The organism is Arthrobacter sp. NPDC093128, assembly GCF_040683875.1.
In the GTDB taxonomy this organism is placed as follows: Bacteria; Actinomycetota; Actinomycetes; order Actinomycetales; family Micrococcaceae; genus Arthrobacter.
Window position 1 is genome coordinate 1 of the sequence record NZ_JBFBEY010000035.1, and the last position, 18,885, is coordinate 18,885.

14 protein-coding genes are annotated in these 18,885 nt (G+C 63.3%); 5 read left to right on the forward strand and 9 right to left on the reverse strand.

Annotation, left to right across the window (positions count from 1 at the left end; all coding sequences use genetic code 11):
• A partial coding sequence (locus AB0N24_RS25265; protein ID WP_364130736.1) for an NAD-dependent epimerase/dehydratase family protein occupies nt 1-140 on the reverse strand: 140 nt, incomplete at its 3' end.
• Between the two features lie 106 nt (nt 141-246).
• Between AB0N24_RS25265 and rfbA the strand changes: the two genes are divergently transcribed.
• On the forward strand, nt 247-1,119 hold the full coding sequence (gene rfbA / locus AB0N24_RS25270) for a glucose-1-phosphate thymidylyltransferase RfbA (RefSeq protein WP_104172272.1): 873 nt from the start codon (nt 247-249) through the stop codon (nt 1,117-1,119).
• Nucleotides 1,120-1,137: 18 nt separating this feature from the next.
• Nucleotides 1,138-3,117, forward strand: coding sequence for a DUF6541 family protein (locus tag AB0N24_RS25275; protein ID WP_364130681.1), 1,980 nt, complete (start codon nt 1,138-1,140; stop codon nt 3,115-3,117).
• Between the two features lie 95 nt (nt 3,118-3,212).
• On the opposite strand, the gene AB0N24_RS25280 is transcribed toward AB0N24_RS25275, so the two are convergent.
• Nucleotides 3,213-5,354, reverse strand: a complete 2,142-nt coding sequence (locus AB0N24_RS25280; protein ID WP_364130684.1) for an acyltransferase family protein — start codon at nt 5,352-5,354, stop codon at nt 3,213-3,215.
• 158 nt (nt 5,355-5,512) lie between these two features.
• Here AB0N24_RS25280 and AB0N24_RS25285 point away from each other — a divergent pair, with 158 nt between their 5' ends.
• Nucleotides 5,513-6,646: a polysaccharide pyruvyl transferase family protein gene (locus AB0N24_RS25285; RefSeq protein WP_364130687.1), complete on the forward strand. Its 1,134-nt coding sequence runs from the start codon at nt 5,513-5,515 to the stop codon at nt 6,644-6,646.
• 71 nt (nt 6,647-6,717) lie between these two features.
• Here the strand turns inward: AB0N24_RS25285 and AB0N24_RS25290 are convergent, their stop codons facing one another.
• Genes AB0N24_RS25290 through glf form a run of 5 tightly spaced genes read right to left on the reverse strand, consistent with a single transcriptional unit; the run spans nt 6,718 to nt 12,064 of the window.
• Nucleotides 6,718-7,620, reverse strand: coding sequence for a glycosyltransferase family 2 protein (locus AB0N24_RS25290; RefSeq protein ID WP_364130690.1), 903 nt, complete (start codon nt 7,618-7,620; stop codon nt 6,718-6,720).
• Nucleotides 7,617-9,242: a glycosyltransferase gene (locus tag AB0N24_RS25295; RefSeq protein ID WP_364130693.1), complete on the reverse strand. Its 1,626-nt coding sequence runs from the start codon at nt 9,240-9,242 to the stop codon at nt 7,617-7,619. The genes AB0N24_RS25290 and AB0N24_RS25295 overlap by 4 nt, the downstream gene beginning before the upstream one ends.
• Nucleotides 9,243-9,282: 40 nt before the next feature.
• Nucleotides 9,283-10,014 (reverse strand): ABC transporter ATP-binding protein, encoded by a 732-nt coding sequence (locus tag AB0N24_RS25300; protein WP_104172266.1) that lies wholly within the window; start codon nt 10,012-10,014, stop codon nt 9,283-9,285.
• Complete coding sequence (locus AB0N24_RS25305) at nt 10,014-10,880, reverse strand: ABC transporter permease (protein WP_364130697.1); 867 nt, start codon at nt 10,878-10,880, stop codon at nt 10,014-10,016. Before AB0N24_RS25305 ends, AB0N24_RS25300 begins: the two co-directional genes overlap by 1 nt.
• Nucleotides 10,877-12,064 (reverse strand): UDP-galactopyranose mutase, encoded by a 1,188-nt coding sequence (gene glf / locus AB0N24_RS25310; RefSeq protein WP_364130700.1) that lies wholly within the window; start codon nt 12,062-12,064, stop codon nt 10,877-10,879. Before glf ends, AB0N24_RS25305 begins: the two co-directional genes overlap by 4 nt.
• A 198-nt stretch (nt 12,065-12,262) precedes the next feature.
• On the opposite strand from glf, the gene AB0N24_RS25315 reads away from it, so the two are divergent.
• On the forward strand, nt 12,263-16,354 hold the full coding sequence (locus tag AB0N24_RS25315) for an FtsK/SpoIIIE domain-containing protein (protein ID WP_364130703.1): 4,092 nt from the start codon (nt 12,263-12,265) through the stop codon (nt 16,352-16,354).
• On the opposite strand, the gene AB0N24_RS25320 is transcribed toward AB0N24_RS25315, so the two are convergent.
• A complete protein-coding gene (locus tag AB0N24_RS25320) occupies nt 16,311-16,727 on the reverse strand; it encodes a hypothetical protein (RefSeq protein ID WP_364130739.1) in 417 nt (138 codons plus the stop codon). The two genes, AB0N24_RS25315 and AB0N24_RS25320, sit on opposite strands and share 44 nt — an antisense overlap.
• A 330-nt stretch (nt 16,728-17,057) precedes the next feature.
• On the opposite strand from AB0N24_RS25320, the gene AB0N24_RS25325 reads away from it, so the two are divergent.
• Nucleotides 17,058-17,306, forward strand: coding sequence for a WhiB family transcriptional regulator (locus AB0N24_RS25325; protein WP_003804966.1), 249 nt, complete (start codon nt 17,058-17,060; stop codon nt 17,304-17,306).
• A gap of 90 nt (nt 17,307-17,396) precedes the next feature.
• Here the strand turns inward: AB0N24_RS25325 and AB0N24_RS25330 are convergent, their stop codons facing one another.
• Nucleotides 17,397-18,866 carry a PAS domain-containing sensor histidine kinase gene (locus tag AB0N24_RS25330; RefSeq protein ID WP_104172261.1) on the reverse strand — a complete coding sequence of 490 codons (1,470 nt, stop codon included), beginning with the start codon at nt 18,864-18,866 and terminating at the stop codon, nt 17,397-17,399.
• Nucleotides 18,867-18,885: the final 19 nt, after the last annotated feature.

Genomic DNA, 18,885 nt, shown 5'->3' on the forward strand with positions numbered 1-18,885 from the left:
AGGCCCCTCAGGGATTCCAGGTTGCCTGCGTACGTCAGCTTGTCCAGGACCGTGACGTGGTCCTCGGTGTTCTCCAGAACGTAGTGGACAAAATTGGAACCGATGAAGCCGGCGCCGCCGGTGACAAGGAGTTTCTGCATTCAGCCAGCTTAGCGCGCGCCTGCAGCCGGGACTTTCAGCGACGGGCCCTCTACAACAGGTCTTACTGGTTTGCTGGCCGTGACAATGCACGCAATGATAGAGCGCATGCGTGGAATCATCTTGGCTGGCGGCACAGGCTCCCGGCTGCACCCGATCACTCTTGGCTCAAGCAAGCAACTGGTGCCTGTCTACGACAAGCCCATGATCTACTACCCGCTCTCCACCCTCATCCTGGCCGGCATCCGGGACATCCTGATTATCACCACGCCCCACGACGCCGAACAATTCCAGCGCCTGCTCGGCGATGGTTGGCAATTTGGCGTCAATATTACGTACAAGCAGCAGCCGAGTCCTGACGGACTGGCGCAGGCATTCGTTCTCGGCGAAGAGCACATCGGCAATGAGCCGGTGGCCCTGGTACTGGGCGACAACATCTTCTACGGCCAGGGCATGGGCACCCAGCTTCGCCGCTTCAAGGACATCGAAGGCGGTGCTGTGTTCGGGTACTGGGTCTCAGACCCGACAGCCTACGGTGTGGTGGAGTTCGACGGCAGCGGACAAGCGATTTCCCTGGAAGAGAAGCCGGAGAAGCCGCGCAGCCACTACGCCGTTCCCGGACTGTACTTCTATGACAACGAAGTCATTGCCATCGCCAAGGACCTCAAGCCTTCCCCCCGCGGCGAACTCGAGATCACCGACGTCAACCGCACTTATCTGGAACGCGGCCAACTGAAGGTTGAAATCCTTCCCCGCGGCACGGCATGGCTGGACACCGGGACGTTCGACTCGCTCAACGATGCGTCCAACTTCATTCGTACCGTAGAGCACCGCCAAGGCCTGAAAATCGGCGCACCCGAAGAAATCGCGTGGCGGCTCGGCTTCCTGAGCGACGAGGAACTCCGCGTACGCGCCGAACCCCTGGTGAAGAGCGGCTACGGGGCTTACCTGCTGGAACTTCTCCGCAGCGCAAACAACTAAGAACAGGTATAGCCCTACATGTCCTGGTGGAACGCCCTGCCCGCATTTGCCGTCGCTCTTCTCATCACTTTCGGCCCCGGCGGAGTGCTCGCCTACTTCATGGGGGCCCGGCGGCTGCCGCTCCTGTGCCTTGCACCCCTGCTCACTGTCGGCATCATCGGCGTGGCCGGAATCGCTGCCGGCGCTGTGGGCCTGCGATGGAACGTCGTGCCGCTGCTGCTGACCACGGCGGGTGCCTCCGCCGCCGCATGGGCCCTGCGCCGCTTTGTGCTTAAAGCCACGATTGCGGTTCAGGAGCCGACACCTTTCCGCGCCTGGGCGGGAGCCGCCACCGGCATGGCCGTTGGTGCATTCCTGACGGCACGGCGGCTCGCGGAAGTCATTGGCAGCCCGGAGAACTTCGCGCAGCGCTTTGACAATGTGTTCCACCTCAACGCCATCCGCTACATTCTCGAGACCGGCAACGCATCCTCACTGACCCTCGGAGGCATGGCGGGCGGCGAAGGCGGCGGCGCCATCTATCCCTCCGCGTGGCACTCCACAGCAGCCCTGATCGCTCAGCTTTCCGCCTCGGACGTGGTTGTTGCGGAGAATGTCTTCAACATCATCATTGGTGCGGTGTTCTGGCCGGCGGCGCTGATCTTCCTGGTGCACCAGATCGTCGGGCCACGGCCCGTGGCCCTGGCTCTCACGGGCGTCTTCGCCGCAGGGTTCACGGCATTCCCGATCTCGATCATGGACTTCGGACCGCTGTACCCCAACATCCTGTCCTACGCCCTGCTGCCCGCGGCCGTGGCACTCGTCATTGGACTGTGCAGGCTTGGTTTCGACAAGCGTGAAGACCGGACAATGTTATGGATGGCGCTTGCAGTGGCCGTCCCCGCGCTGGCCCTGTCACAGACGAACGGGCTCCTGTCCCTGGTCGCCTTCTCACTCCCCCTTGGCCTGTGGGTCGCCGGCCGCGAACTGCTGGGCCTCCGTGGCCGTACGTTCCGTCCCCTGCAGCCACTGATCATCATCGGGGCCGCCTTTGCTGGGCTGCTGGTGTTTGCCTTGGTTTGGCGGGTTCTGCGTCCGCTCGTGGAATACGACGGGTGGGCGCCGTTCACGAGCCTGACCGGCGCGGTGGGCGAAGTCATTTTGAATGCACCCATCGGGCGTCCCGTCGCATGGGCCGTCTCCATCCTGGCCCTCATTGGCCTTCAGCGGGTGCTACGGCACTCCCGGGACCTCTGGATCGTCCTGTGTTGGCTCGTGCCGGTAATCCTTTACATCACCACCGCGTCAGCGCCCAAGGGCTTCTGGAGGATGTTGCTGACGGGCGGCTGGTATCAGGACAGCTACCGGCTCGCGGCCCTTCTGCCAATCTTCACCGTGGTCCTCGCCGCGATCGGCAGCGTGTTCCTCTGGGATGCCCTCAAGGCTCCGATAGCGAAGGGCGCCACCAAAATGAACGGGGCGCTAAGCCGCAAGTACCCCGCTGGGGCCCCCGCCGCCCTGGCGGCACTCTTCATTTTGGCCGCCACGGCTACTACGCAGACGGGAACCATGCGGGGCATTACCGAGGAGGCGTCACGGGCGTATGTTATGGACGCCTCGTCGCCGATCGTCGACTCAGACGAGCTGGCTGTGATCAACCGCCTGCCGGAGACAGTTCCCGAAGACGCGACCATCGCGGTGAACCCTTGGAACGGAGGCTCGTTGGCGTACGCCCTGACGGGCCGCAAAGTCAGTACGTACCACATGTTCTCCACTGACGACCCCGCACTCACGGCCATCAACCAGGACATCGGCGAGGCACTCCCCGGCTCCGACGTGTGCTCGATCGCCAAGGCGCGGAACGTCGACTACATCCTGGACTTCGGTTCCAAGTACCTGGCCAACGCAGCGGCCGCCAAGGGCTTTGGAGGTGTTGTGGATGTCAAGGATTCACCGTCGGTGAAGGTTGTGGACAGCCAAGGCCACGCCAGGCTGCTGAAGGTTGTCGCCTGCGGCTGAGGTCGCCTGCAGTTGAGGTCGCCTGCGGCTAAGGCCGCCTGCGCCGAAGTTCACCTGCGGCCGAAGTCACCCGGAGCTTGAAGCGTTGCCGCTACCTAGAGCCGGGCTTCGATCATCGGGCCCAGGAGCCGGCTGAACTCCACATTCAGGTGGTTGACGTCGAAATAGACCACCACGCCCCCCACGACGCTGTAACACCGGCCGCTGTCGCAAAAGTAGTCGGTGAGGTCAACGAGTTTCAGTCGCGGGTCCTTGTTGGCGTGCGCCGCGTAGACCATGGGATCCAGGGGAGCTGCCGCCGACCGGTCCACAGCACAACGCTCGGGGTCCTCTACGTTGAGGAGAGGACAGTCTGCAGGCCGGACATCGACGTTGTAGGGCGGATCTGCCAGGACGACCACTGTGCTGCCGGCGGACGTCCATGCCTTCCAGTATTTGCCGAAGCCTTCGGCGTACTGATCGTTCTGGGACCGTCCCGAACCGTCGTCGACACGTTCCCGGCGGGCAAAGGCAGACGTGAAGACGTAGGCGGGCTTGTCAGCAGCCACGGCCTCGGAGACGGCCTGCCCCCACGACCTGCAGTTGGTGACGCTGCCCTGGTCGGCCACCGACGCATAGAAGCCTGCATACGTCACCGCGGCCGGAGGGCAGCCGCCCAGGAAACTGATCTTCAGCAACCACTTGTTCTTTTTGGCCATGTCGAACACAGGGGCCTGCCATTGCTGGGCGTGGGAGTCCCCGACCAGCCAGACGGTCGTGGCGTCCGGGGCACCGCCGCTGAAGTCGCAAAACCTTGTGGTTCTCTTGTCACCTGCCATGAGGATGTCCAGGTTGTCCGTGCATTCGGAAGCCGTCTTGTGGTAGGCGTTTGCTTCGCTCATCGTCGGCACGAAGGCCGGCCCGAACCGGTCCCCGCATTTGGCAGGGTGGTCCATCGCCCGGGGGCCATAGCAGATGGACGTCTTTTGGTTGAGCATGATCTGTTCTGCTTCTGCCACCCGGGCCTGCTGTCCCAGGGACACACCGGCGCAGCCGGCTGCTATCACAGCCATTCCCAGCACCATGGCCACCACGGTCTTCACGGCGGGTCTGGACTTCGGCCGGAACTGCAGTCCCTTGTCCTCAACCCAGACTTTGGTGGCCCACGCCAGGGGAACCGCTATCGCCAACAGAATGAGCTTCTCTGGTGTGTGGAGTTCCGCGTCAATGAGGAACGGGCCCACAACGATCAGGGGCCAGTGCCAGAGGTAGAGCGAGTAGGAGATGTTCCCCAGGAACTGCACCGGCGGCAGCGAGGTCACCCGGCTGTGCCACATGAAATGGCCCGGGGTTCCGCCCGCAATGACCATTGCGGTGGCTACGACCGGCAGGAGCGCGGCCGTGCCCGGGAAGGGCGTGCCCGCGTTATACAGGACGGCACTGGCGATCAGACCGCCAAATCCCAGGAGCGCGAGAACGTTTGCTGCGACGGGCGGGAATTTGAGCCTGTTGACCATCAGGGCCAGCCCGGCACCCACACCGAATTCCCACAGCCGCACCTGGGTGTAGAAATATGCCTCATGGCGGCCTGCGTCGGCAAGGTAAGCGGACAAAGCGAACGAACCGGCGGCAGCCAGGGCGATGCCCGCCGCGACGATAACCCGGGGCCGGGCCCTCAAACGGACCGCCGCCGCCGCCAGACCCACCATCAGCAGGGGCCAGACCAGGTAAAACTGTTCTTCCACGGACAGGGACCAGTAGTGCTGTGCAACTGTGGCGGATTCGGTGGATGCCGAATAGTCAACGGCATTGGCCGCCAAAACCCAGTTCTCGGCATAGAGTGCGCTTGCCAGAACCTGCTGGGCGGTGTCGGTCCATCTGGAAAACGGAAGGATCATCACTGCCGCGATGAGGGACACAACGAGGACCACAAAGGCCGCGGGCAACAGCCGGCGGATACGCCTGGAATAGAAGGCGGCCACGTGTAGTTTTCCCGTCGCAAAGATCTCTTTCGACAGGTGGGACGTGATGAGGAAGCCTGAAATGACGAAGAACACGTCGACGCCCACGTAGCCGCCGGTTAACTTGTTGGGCCACACATGGCCCAGAACCACCATCCCAACGGCAATCGCACGCAAAGCCTGAATGTCGGCACGGAAGCCGCTTTTCGGTCCGGACGCGGGCCGCGGGCGGCGTTCTCGCTGGTGGAACTCCGCCCCTTGCCCCAATGGCACAGTTCGACTTGTCGACAAACCCACCCAACTCCTCAGACTTCACAGTAGTGGGTCGCGTATAGCCGGGCCCAAGGTAGCTTATGCCATCGTCAGCTACACGCCCAAGTTCGAGGCCGGCGGGTCGCCGGTTTTCGCACTGCCCTAATTGGGTTGACGCCAAAGGAAAGTGTTAACCTTGGCCGATGACTGAGAACATCTATCTCGTTGCCTCCGGTGGAAACCCGAACTATGGCGATGAGCTGATCGTAGCTGCATGGCTGCGGTTCCTGGCCCGCGTCCGGCCCGACGCTTCCGTTTGGCTTGACTGCCCCCAGCCCGGTACCGCAAGCGCGCTCTTTGCCGGAATCCACCCTGGTTTCCACACAACGAATACGCTGTGGCGCTCCTGCTTCGAGGCTCCGGATCAGTCTGCCCAGGCCGTGTGGGATCACGTGGTCAACGTCGTCACCCGCGGCGGCACGCCCATGTACGACATCGGGCTCATGACGTTGGGCCAGGCGGACTCGATCCACCTTCTGGGCGGCGGCTATGTCAATGGTGTCTGGCCGGACCATGTAGGGCTGGTAGCGGGAATGGCCGCAGCACGGGACCTGAACGGCTGCAGGCTGGTAGGTTCCGGACTCGGCCTCATGCCCCCGCCTGAAAATGCGGAACTGTTGGCGAAGACGTTCTCGGACTTCTCGGCGGTCAGCGTTCGCGACGACGCCAGCGCGGCCTTCCTCGGCCTCGAAACGGGACTGGACGATGTCTTCCTGGGCCTTCTCCACGAGCTGCGCCGGAGTACTGAATCGCCACGGGTCCAGTCCCGCGCAAAGGATGTGATGTTGTGCATCCAAAGCGACATGACCGATGAGCCCACGTTCTCGCGGCTCAGGGACAAACTGCGGGTTGTTGTCGAAAACGCCCTCGCAAAAGGCCTCTCGGTCGGCTACGTGGAGGCGATCCCGGGGTCGGACCGTCGAATGTTCGACGCCCTCGAAGGGCTCATCCCGGAGGAGAACTTCGTCCCGTTCACACAGGTCTGGGGTGAAGGATTGCCAGTCCGCCGGGGCCAGCAGTGGTACACGTCCAGGTTCCATCCGCACATGGTTGCGGCGGCCGCGGGCGCCCAGGGCGTGGCCATCGGCATTCTTGACGACTACTACGACATCAAGCATCGCTCGCTGCTGGACCTTGGTACCGGCTGGACGTACGCCGCCGCAAGCAGCGACGCCGAACTCCCGGAACCGACCGGTTCGCCCGAGTTTGAAGCAACTGCCACCCGGTTGGCGGGCAACAAGAGAACCGAAGCGCTGGCTTTGTACCCGGTCCGCTAAGGCCCGGACATAACAAAAAGGGGGGCCCTTCAGGGTCCCCCTCTTGTTATGCGGTTATGCGGTCGAATGGTTCAGCGGACGCTTCGGGCCATTTTCGGCTTCGGATCGAATTTGAGGCCGGCAAGGATCTGCTTTGCAACCCGAAGCTGCAGCCGGCGCCCGACGCCGCCCTTGACCATCCAGGCGTACGTTGTCACCACAAACTGCAGCCAGGCCAGCTTGTCATCGTGGTGCCAGCGGTACGACGACTCGTTGCGCGCTCCATAGAAGAACTTCCAGGCATTCCCGGGGTTCAGGTCGCCGAAGTTCACACCCCGGTTCGTCGGCATGTCATGAGTCACCAGGCTGTCCAGAATCTGGACTCCGGGTCCGTCAGCGCTGATCCGAAGCGTGTATTCCATGTCGTCGAACCAGATGAAGTACTCCACCAGGGGCAGCCCGTATTTGGCGATGGACCGGCGGGGAATCAGCACCGAAACGAACGAGCAGTTGGTGATCAACACTGCACGCTGACCTTGGGCGATCAGTCGCCCCCAGTCCCACGTGGCACCGGCGTTGTTCATCTCGCAGATGGAACCGTCGGTGTAGCGGACCAGCGAGCAGCTGTACGGTACGTTGCGGCCGAGTTCCTGTTCAGCTTCCGCGTGCCCGGCGAGGAGCTTCTCCAAAGCGCTTTCCTCGGTGTAGCAGTCATCGTCCATGATCCATACCCAGTCGGCGCCACGCTCGTAGGCACGCTCCATGCCTGCAGAAAAGCCGCCGGCACCGCCTGTGTTGGAATCCAGGCGGACGATCTCCACCCGCGGATCGTCGTCGTAGACAGCCAGCAGCTGTGGTGTGGAGTCCGTGCTGGCGTTGTCGATGACAATCAGCCGGTCAACCGGCCGGCTCTGGGCGAGGATCGAGTCGAGAACCCTTCCGAGCTTGTCAACACGGTTGTAGGTGACGACTACGGCTGCGACCTGGTCGGTCATGCTTTCCATCCTTCGTAAAGTCCTGTGGTCCATTCCCGTGCTTCCGGGAGTTCCTTCAGAGCGGCGATTTTCTGCCTTTGTTCTTCCACGATCTGTTCACGCAACTCCTCCGAGGCCATGATTGCCTTGGTGCGCTGGACAGCTTCCCTGATAAACGCGAGGGGCTGCCTCGGTACCAGGACTTTGTCGGACACAAGGGAAGCCTGTGAGCCGACGTCGGTCGACAGTACGGCCACGTCCTGGGCTGTCGCTTCAAAGGTCGTGAGTGTCAGCCCCTCATTGTCCGAGGAAATCACCAGCAGGTCTGAGTCGGCCAGGGTGTCGTCCACGGAACGCGGCGGCTGACGCAGCTCAAGACAGTCCGAAAGACCGTACTTCGCGACAAGCCGCGACGTCTCTTCAGCCAGGGCGCCCGATCCGTGCAGGATGAAGCGCACGTCCTGTTCGGTGGAGCGCCGGAGCTGGGCGGCATAACGGAGGAAGAGATAAGGGCGTTTCTGCTGGCTGAGCCGGCCGACGAAGGACACCGTAAAGGGCCGCCCCGGGTCCTTTTCGGCCTTCGGGGCCGCCGACACCTCACTGAGTCCGTACAGCGGCGCGAGGGAAACCCGTTCCTTCGGGACGTCCCGCTGCAGGACCATGTAGTCCCTCAGCTGCGGCGAAATGACGTGGTGCATGTCAATGGCATTGGACAGCTTGACGGCCAATTCGACGAAGCCGCCGGTCCGCCATTCGATGACGTGCAGCGAATCGACCGTCCGGATCCCGGGATCCATGGCCTTGAACCATGGGAGACGGTGATAAAGCCACCCGTTGTGGTGGACGTGGATACCGCGAACCGAGAACTTCGTCAGCAGTGCCAACAGCAGTTCTGATTCTTCCTCGTCTGAAATGGGAAGGTTTACCGGCAGGACCAGCGCGCCGTCCAGTTCGGGGCGCACAATCCACGGGTGGGCCGACTCACGGTCAGTCAACACGATGGGCAGGAAGCCGGCCTCGCGGGCCAGCGCGATGGTTTCAATGGCCCATCGTTCCGCCCCTCCCATTTCCAGCCAATGCAGCCCGAAGATGATTGCCGGCTCGCCGTCTTCGGACGGGCTGCGCAGCGGCGCAGTGGATTCGATCGGAGCCATCCGATGCGGCCGGCGGTTCGGTGTGAGGCGTTTTTCGTGGTAGTCCGTCAGTCCCTGGCGCAGGGCGTCGAAGGCGATCGGCGCTCCAAACCGGGCAAGACGCAGCACTTTGGCTTTTCGGCCCGGGCGGTCGTAGAAGGTTGCTCCCCCTTCGGCGCGTTCCCCGCCCAAGTCGATGACGAGGGGAACGACCGGCGAATCGGCAGACGCCGTCGTCGGAACCGTGCTTTTGACGCCAACCGTGCAAATGACGGTACGGTTCGGTTCCCACTCGTGTCGGTGGCAGGCGTAGCCGGTCAGCCGGGGAAACTCTCCGTCGGGTGCTCGGAGGACTATGACCTTGAATTCCCGGCCGGGCTGGATCAGTGAGTGATAGTTCAACCCGCCAACAAGCAGGCCAATTTCCCGATCGGAGAGCCGGGCCTCGCCGCCTGCCAGGCCTGAACCGCCGTCGTCCAAAACTTCGAAGAGCTTACGGGCCCTACTCATCTGCACTCCCTACTGCATTCGTGTTCATGTCAGCTTCGTATCAGCTTTCCCGGAGAAGGCGGACTGCTTCCCCGATTGGCCCGTCTGCAACCTTCTTGCCCTGCCGCAGCACGACGCCCCTGTCACAGACCTTGCTCACCATGTCGAGGTCGTGGCTGACCACGACGAGCGTGCAGCCCGACTCCCGGAGCTCCTGGATGCGTGCCAGGCACTTCTTCTGGAAGGGCTCGTCGCCCACCGAGAGGATTTCGTCGATCAGGAAGACATCCGGGTTCGTGTGCACGGCGACCGAAAAGGCCAGGCGCAGGAACATACCGGATGAGTAGAACTTGACCTCGGTGTCGATGAACTTTCCGATTTCGGAGAACTCGACGATTTCGTCAAAACGCGCTTCTGTTTCCTTCTCGGTCATGCCAAGAAGCACGCCGTTAAGGAACACGTTCTCGCGGCCTGTCAGGTCGGGGTGGAAACCGGCGCCCACCTCAATGAGGCCGGCGACCTTGCCGCGGGTTCTGATGCTTCCGCTGTCCGTACTCATAACACCGGAAATGAGTTTGAGCAGGGTCGATTTTCCCGACCCATTGAAGCCGAGCAGCGCAACCGACTCCCCGACGCCAACAGAAACGTCCACACCATCCAGCGCCATAAACGTCGAGGAAAGATCCCCGCGTCGGCCCTTGAACAGCCACACAACCGTCTCCTTGAGGGACCGTGTGTGCCGAAGGTTAAAGCGTTTCGATACCTTTTCAACAATGATTGCTTCTGCAGCCATCACAACTCCTGCGCAAATCTGCCCTCAAGGCGTCGGAATACGGTCTGGCCAATTGCGAGGAGCCCCAAGGAAATCAACAACCCGACCGGCAACCACAGCGAAATGAGGTTCTCCGGCATTCTGGCGCCTTCGGCGGCATTCCGCACGGCGCCCGTCGGTGCCCAGAATGCAAAGTGGAACAGTTCGACGGCAATAGTCATCGGGTTGAGTTGGTAGAAGAAGTAGAACGTCTCTCCCAGGGCGTCCCGGACCAGGTACCAGGCGTACAGAACAGGCGAAAGCCAGGTGGCCATCATGAGCATCAGGTCAACGATATTTTCGGAGTCCCGGAACATCACGTTTGCGGCGGCAAACAGCAGGCCAAGTCCAAGGGACAGCATGGCCACAATGACAAACGCACCAATGGCACCAAGGATCTGCACGATACTCGGAGTCCAGCCAAAGAAAAAGCAGGCCGTGAGGAGGATCAGGAACTGCGGCAGGAAGTGGACCATGGCCACCCAGACGGACGCCACCGGAAAGAGCTCACGGGGGAGGAAGATTTTCTTGACCAAGGCCCCATTCGCAACAATGGACCGCGTGGCGTTGCTGAAGGCTTCCGAAAAAAAGTTCACCAGGATGATGCCCGAGAACATGTAGATGACGAAGTTGGGCTGCTTGTTCAGGCCCAGGAACACTCCGAGGGCGAAATAGAAAACGATGAACTGCACGCCCGGCTTGACGTAGCTCCAGAGCAGGCCCAGCACCGAGCCGCGGTAGCGGACCTTGAGTTCCTTCCGCACGATAAGCCGGAGCAGTTCACGGCGCCGGAACACGTCGAGGAGGCCGCCGCCCTTGTCGGGAGCAGCCAGTAGCTCAGCGCTCATGCGTCTACCCCTCCGCTTTCAAGGGTTGTTCCACTCTCGAAGTGCGGACGGATTTGGTTGTCAAACATGGTTAGGGCTGAGCCGATGGCCATGTGCATATCGAGGTACTTGTACGTTCCAAGCCGGCCGCCGAACAGCACATCCTTCTCGGCAGCCGCGAGGTCGCGGTACTTGAGCAGGCGTTCGCGGTCAGCCGTGGTGTTGATCGGGTAGTAAGGCTCATCGCCCTTCTCCGCCGCCCGCGAGAACTCCCGCATGATGATGGTCTGCTCACTCTGGTAATCCCGCTCCGGGTGGAAATGGCGCGGTTCGATGATGCGCGTGAAGGGGACATCGTCGTCGTTGTAGTTCACGACCGACGTTCCCTGGAAATCGCCGACGTCGAGGATTTCCTCTTCGAAGTCAATGGTCCGCCAGGACAGATCGCCTTCCGAGAAATCGAAGTACCGGTCCACCGGCCCCGTGTAGATCACCGGGATGTTGCCGACAACCTTGTCCTTGCTGTATTCGTGCGACTCATCGAAGAAGTCGGTGTTGAGCCGGACCTCGATGTTCGGGTTCTCCGCCATCTTCTCGATCCACGCAGTGTAGCCGTTGGTCGGCAGCCCCTCGTACTTGTCGTTGAAGTAGCGGTTGTCGTAGTTGTAGCGCACCGGCAGCCGGGAAATGATCCCTGCAGGCAGGTCCTTGGGATCCGTCTGCCACTGCTTGCCGGTGTAGTGCTTGATGAACGCCTCGTACAGCGGGCGGCCGATGAGCTGGATGCCCTTGTCGTTCAGGTTCTGGGGATCAGTGCCCGCGAGCTCGCCGGCCTGCTCCTGGATGAGGGCCTGGGCCTGCCCTGGAGTCAGGTTGGCACGGAAGAACTGGTTGATCGTGGCGAGGTTAATCGGCAGGGAGTACACCTCGCCCTTGTGGACGCCGTAGACCTTGTGCACATAGTTGGTGAACGTCGTGAATCGGTTGACATACTCCCACACGCGCTCGTTGGACGTGTGGAACAGGTGGGCGCCGTATCGGTGCACCTCGATGCCGGTCTGCTCTTCCTTTTCGCTGTAGGCATTGCCGCCGATATGGTGGCGGCGGTCGAGGACAACGACCTTCAAGCCCAGCTCAGTGGCGGCCTGTTCTGCGATTGTCAGGCCGAAAAAGCCCGACCCTACGATGACGAGGTCAGCGGTCACAAAATCTCCTGATTCGAATGCGGGCAGCCCAATGTTGTGCATTGGCTGCTGCTCTAGCCTACCCGAGGCTGTACGGCCACCCGTGAATCGACGGCACGGGCCGGGCTTGTCCACATAGTCGGATGAGGGCGATGACCGGGGGCAGCGCCCGCCGGTAGCTTGGGCAGAAACCGTCTCCTTCCCAACGGAAAGCCCCCGATGACGCTCCACTGCACGCTGGTCCGCGGACCCGATGCCGGCAGCCCTGGCCTACCGCTCGAACTCACTATTGAGGCCGGGCATGGCGCTGCAGGCCACCTCGTGCAGCAAGCTATTGCGGAGCAGTACGGTGCAGGGGAACTGACCGTACGGGGACTGCCTTTAGCCGGCCTGGCTGTCGGAGTTCCTCCGTTTGTTACCGGGGCGGTCATAGTGGACGGTGCGGGAGGCCGCCGTGCGGACACGGGCAACGCCACGGATGCCGGCCTGCTGATCGCCGTACACAGCGGACCCGCGGCCGGGACTGTACTGCCCCTGCGGCGCGGCACCTACCGGATCGGCCGGAGCGGCACTGAAATCGCCCTTCCGGATGCCGCCGTCTCCCGTGAGCATGCCCGGCTGGATGTGACGGACACCACCATCACCATCGCGGACCTTGGCAGCGCCAACGGAACCATCGTGGACGGGAAGAGAGTGGGCCACTCCGCGGTTTCGGCAAATTCACTGATCAGCTGTGGCAGTTCAACACTATCCATCACCTTTGGAACCCCAACGGCAGGACTGCTCGCCGAATGGGACGCTGCCGGCTCCAGCGTCACTGAGCCTTTGAGAGTCCCGCACAGGGCCGACGGCGGTAACCGGGGCATTCTCTTCCTCACCGCGGCACTGCCGCTGCTCATCGGCGTGGGCCTCGCTGTGGTCACCGGAATGTGGATGTTCCTGGCCTTCACGGCGGTTTCTGCCGTTTCCGTGCTCGTTCCCATGCTGGCGGGCCGCCGCCAGCGATGCCGCCTCAAGGCGTCGGTGGCTGCCGCCGTTGAAGAAGACAAGGAACGACGACGCCGGTCCGCACCGTCCGCCGCTGCGCTAGTCCTCAGGGGGCAATCGGAATCTCCGGTCGGGACCGGAGGGACACTGGCACCGGACGGTCTTGGGTTGCGCCTCGGACTCGCGGATCAGCAGTCCAACGTCAGGCTGGATCCCGCCGACCCGGATTTCGACGCACCGGCCGCCGGCCGCATGCCCTTCATCCTGCACCTTCCAGATCGGACATTTGTCCGCGGGCCCCGGCAGGACGTCGCCGGCCTGATCAGGTTCATGCTTATGCAGCTCACAAGCTACCGGAACGCGGCACATACGCGGATCCTGCTGCAGGGCCGGCCGGAGTCCCTGCCGTTGACGTCCCGGTATCTCACCCCGGTGTCACTTTCGTCGAATGCCCGGAAGACATCGGACCTGCTGGAGCGCGGCATCGACCGGAGCCGGGAACGGGGCGTGCTGATACTGATCGATGACGTCGATGGCGCGCCCGGGATTTCCGGCATGTCTGCCACCGCCATCAACCGCGGCTGGCACGTTCTTGACTGCACCCGGGATGGCTCCGCGGAGGCGGGCACAGTCATCGAACTTGGCGGGAACACGGCCCGGCTCTGTGCCGGGGACTCCACACATGACTTCCTGCCTGACCTTGTTCCGGAGCGGGTGTTCGACCGGTACTGCCGGGATATGGCACCGGCCCTTGAGTGCGGCCCGGATACCCCAGCAGTGGTGCCGCTGCATTGTTCACTGGCCGATGTCCTGCCGGCGTCGACGTCGGACACGTCGGTCCGTTGGCTTGGCGGGCGCGGGGCGCCCGGACTGGCCGTTCCCATCGGAATGTCAGCACAAGGACCCCGCATGCTCGACCTTGAGTCGGACGGTCCGCATCTGCTGGTGGCGGGAACCACCGGCTCCGGAAAATCCGAACTTCTCCGGAGCCTGGCGGCCGGGCTGGCTCTGAGCTTCCCGCCGGATGTGGTCAACCTTCTCTTTTTTGATTTCAAGGGCGGTTCGGGACTGGGACCGTTGACGGGCCTGCCTCATTGTGTGGGTATGCTCACGGACCTCACCCGGGATGAACTGGACCGTTCGCTGATTTCCCTGCGCGCCGAAATCCGGCGCCGGGAGGAATTGCTTTCCGCCGTCCAGGCTCCGGACCTGGCGGGCTATCGGGCGGCAGGTGCCGCCGCCGGTCCGCTCCCCCACCTGGTTCTGATCATCGACGAGTTTCGCATGCTCGTCGAAGACGCCCCCGAAGCGCTGACGGAACTCATGCGGATGGCAGCCATCGGACGATCGCTGGGCATACACCTCATCATGGCCACGCAGCGGCCCCAGGGCGCCCTCACGGCGGACATCCGGGCGAACGTCACCACCAGCATTGCGCTGCGCGTCCAGTCTGAGATGGAATCGTTCGACATCATCAACTCCAGGGTCGCCGCCGGAATCGGCGTGGCCACTCCCGGGCGCGGCTATCTCGCCCGCGGCACCGAGGATCCGGTCGAGTTCCAGACGGCGTCGCTGGCCGGTGGTGCAGCTGACCCGACCGCGTCCGGCGTCAGGGTGTGCCTCGCCGCCGAGGTACTGGGGAAAGCCCCGGAAGGACCTGGCGGGCAACCGAACCCCGACCTGCAGCCTTCGCCGGCGCAGGCCGCAGCCCCCCTGATTGAATCCCTCGTGAAGCTTTGGAACGGCATGGGAGGAACTCCGCCCCACCGCCCTGTGGCCGGCCCGCTGCCCCGGGCGGTCTCCCGCCCCGAAACTGCCACGCCTGCCGATGACCGGACAGCGGAGCTCCCCGGATCCGAACCTTTGGGCGTGAGTACGGAAGACGACCCGTCACCCTGCCTCTGGTCCGTCCAGCTCGGCTTGGCGGACGAGCCGCAGCGGCAGCGCATCTCCCGGCTGACGTGGCAGCCATCAGGCCATGGCCATCTTGCCCTGGTCGGCGGACCGGGCAGCGGGGCGGACGACGCAGTGGCCCTTGCCCTGCAGCAGTTGATCGAACACGTCGAGGAATCGCACCTTTATATACTCGACGCCGGCAATTCGTTTAGCGCGTCACGGGCAGAGCCCCGCGTGGGCGCGGTGGCTGGACTGCATGAACTGCGCCGGGCTGTTCGCATCGTGGAACGTATTGTCCTCGAAATGTCCCTGCGGCTCAGCCGGCCGGCAGAAGAACAAGCCACACCGCTCGTCCTGGTCCTGACCGGCTGGGGTTCGTGGGTCTCCGCGTTCCGGGCCGGCCCCCTGGCCTGGGCTGAAGACCTGGTCCAGGACCTCGTCCGGGACGGCACCAGGGCAGGTGTCACGGTCCTCATTTCCGGGGACCGGGACGTTGTGACCGCCCGCTACTTCGCCGCCGTCCCCAACCGGGCTTTCTTCCCCAATGGCTCCACCGAGGAGAGCCGCCTGGCGTGGCCACGGATCCCTGACGTTCCCCGGATCCGCGGACGGGCGGTGGTGTTCGGTCCGCTCACGGGGAGCCCCGGGTCGGTGGCCCAGTTTTATGCGGCCGCAGGGACGGCGGCGAAGACAGCGACAGTAAAGGAACTTGCCGCCCGGCCCTTCAGGATTGAGGCCCTGCCCACGCACCTGAGCGCGTCCGATGTCCAAGCGCGCCTGGCAGCGTCACCGTTGTCCGCAGGTGCCGCCACGGGAAGCGGAACCAAACACCGCTCAATTGTCATCGGCATTGGCGGTGACGAGCTCCTTCCGGCAACTGTCCGGCTTCAGGCCGGATGTGTCCTGCCCGTTCTGGGCGGTCCGGCCTCCGGCAAGAGCTCACTCCTTGCAGCCATCCCCCAGCTAAACCCGCACGTCCCGGAGTGGCTCTTCCCTGGTGCTGACGATGCCGCCGACAACTATTGGGCAGGCCTCAGGGTGAGCGCTGATGCCGGCGTATTGAGCAGGGACGCGGTCCTTCTGGTGGATGATGCGGACATGCTGACTCCGGAGGCCACCCGGCATCTGATGGACCTGCACAGCCTGGGGTGGACAGTACTGCTCACCGCCGGGTTCAGCCCGACGATCGTTCAGCGGGTACCGCTGGCTGCCCACGCCCGCGGGCACGGCAACGGAATCCTGATCGCGCCCCGGAACATCATGGACGGCGATTTCTTCGGTGTTCGTTTCGAAGTGGAACCCAATCCGCCGCCCGGGAGGGCGATCCTCATTTCCGAGCGTCGGGCCACCCCCGTACACCTGGCGGCGGGATCCAGCCCCGGCGTCACAGGGCGGGGGGCGCCCCACCGGAACGCGAGGCGAAGCTGATCACGCTCTTGCGGAACAGCAGCACCACCGCGACAGCGGCCGGCACCAGCATGGACAGCCCCGCCACAATATAACCGCCGGTGAGAGTCGGAAATCCGATCGTCAGCACAAACAACTGGGCCACCAGCGCCCCCGCCCGCGGCCAGCGGAATCCACGGAAAAGGAAATAGGCAACGGCAAAAAGCCAGGCTGAAAAGGTAAGAAGGAGCGCCAACGTAAACACAGCACCCCAAAATGAGAGCACCGGCGCCCCGGTGGTCAGTTGCACGGCGTACCAGCCCGCGGCCACAAGGAGGGCCGCCGCTTCAGCGGCGACAATCAGGCTCAGCGCGCTGACTTCTCCCGGCCGGGATGCCGGAACTCCCCGGGAAATGGCGTGCGGGGAAGCATCCGGACCGTCTGCGGAGCCTGCCCTGCTGGGCTCAGAACTGAAGTCGGAGGGGTTCTCTGGGGGTCTTGACACACTGGCACCATACCGGACATAGTCGACTAGCGGGGAGGGCGCCGGCGACCTATGTGACGTATCGCTCACGCTTAAGAGGCACTTCTTAGACGATTACCCCTTGTTTACACAGCGTTAACATGACACGCTTAATTCAGATGACCAAGGGGACCCGGCAGGGTCCCTTTCTTATGTAGCCTCTAGTGAATATTTTCACAAGTGGCCTTCAACGAGTTCCCAGGAATGGAGTGACTGATCAGCATGGATTGGCGTAACCGCGCAGCGTGCCTCGACAAGGACCCGGAGCTGTTCTTCCCAGTAGGAAACACCGGGCCAGCTCTCCTGCAGATCGAGGAAGCCAAAAGTGTGTGCCGCCGTTGTCCGGTGGTGGACACCTGCCTTCAGTGGGCCCTCGAATCGGGACAGGACGCCGGTGTTTGGGGCGGGATGAGCGAAGACGAGCGCCGCGCACTCAAGCGCCGTGCTGCACGCGCACGTCGCGCCTCCTAACCGGACAAAACTGCATTGGCCTGATTTAGGCAAATAGGAAAGCGGCCGCGGACTTTACACTCCGCGGCCGCTTTCCTGTTTAAGACCCTGCTACCGCTTCTGCAGGCTCAGGACGATCTGCACGGCGGTTCCGCCACCTTCACGGGGCTTCCACTGGATGCTGCCGCCGAGTTCACTGGTCACAAGTGTCCGGACGATCTGCAGTCCCAGGCCCTCCACATGGGGCGTTTCCGGCAGCCCGACACCGTCGTCTGCCACAGTCACAGTCAGGAGCTCGTCCCCGTCGTCGCCTTCGGAACGGTCGGCCAGAAGCCAGACAGTTCCGGTCCTCCCCTCCAGGCCGTGTTCGACGGCGTTCGTCACAAGTTCGTTGATCACCAGGGCAAGCGGGGTGGCGAAATCGCTGGGCAGCTCTCCGAAGAGCCCGGACCTGGCCGTCTTGACCTGCTGGGAGGGCGAAGCGACTTCGGCAGAGAGACGGAACTGGCGGCCGATCAGTTCATCGAAGTCGACGCTTTGCGTCAGCCCCTGGGACAGGGTCTCGTGGACGAGGGCAATCGTAGCGACTCTCCGCATGGCCTGCTCGAGGCCCTGTTTGGCCTCATCGCTGACCATCCGGCGCGACTGCATCCTCAACAGGGCAGCCACCGTCTGGAGGTTGTTCTTCACGCGGTGATGGATCTCCCGGATGGTGGCGTCCTTGGTCACCAGTTCCATTTCGCGGCGCCGAAGCTCGGAGACGTCACGGCAGAGCACCAGGGCCCCGAACCGCTGCTGTTCGTCGCGCAGCGGAATGGCCCGAAGGGAAAGGCTGACCCCACGGGATTCGATTTCGCTGCGCCACGGCATCCGGCCTGTCACTACGAGCGGGAGCGTTTCGTCCACCATGCGGCGGTCCCGCAGCAGTCCCGCTGTGACTTCGGCAAGCGACCTGCCTTCGAGGGACTCCCCGTCACCCAGGCGCCGGAATGCGGAGACGCCGTTCGGACTGGCGTACTGCACGATGCCGTCTGCATCCAGCCGGATGAGGCCGTCACCCACACGTGGAGCGCCGCGGCGGGATCCGGTGGGCGATGCAAAGTCGGGCCAGAGGCCGAGCGTTCCCATCCGGAGCAGATCGTAGGCACACTGGCGGTAGGTCAGTTCGAGCCTGGAAGGCATCCGTGAACTGGACAGATCCATGTGGGTGGTCACAACGGCCAGGGTCCGGCCGTTCCTGACCATGGGCACAGCTTCGACCCTGAGGGCCATGTCGCTGCTCCAGTTGGTTTCGCTGGAGCGCTCAATCGTGCGGCTGCCCCAGGCCTTGTCCACCAGCGGCTGCAGGTCCGACCTGATCCCCTCCCCCACGAAGTCGGCGTGGAACACCGTGTGCGTGGTGGAGGGGCGGACGTGGGCCAGCGCCACGTACCCGAACTCAGGATGCGGAAACCACAGTGCCAGGTCAGCGAAGGCGAGGTCGGCGACCATCTGCCAGTCGCCAACCAGGAGGTGCAGCCACTCGGCATCCCCCGGCCCAAAATCAGCGTGTTCCCTGATGGGGTCCGTAAAGATTGCCACTACACCTCCAGATTCGACG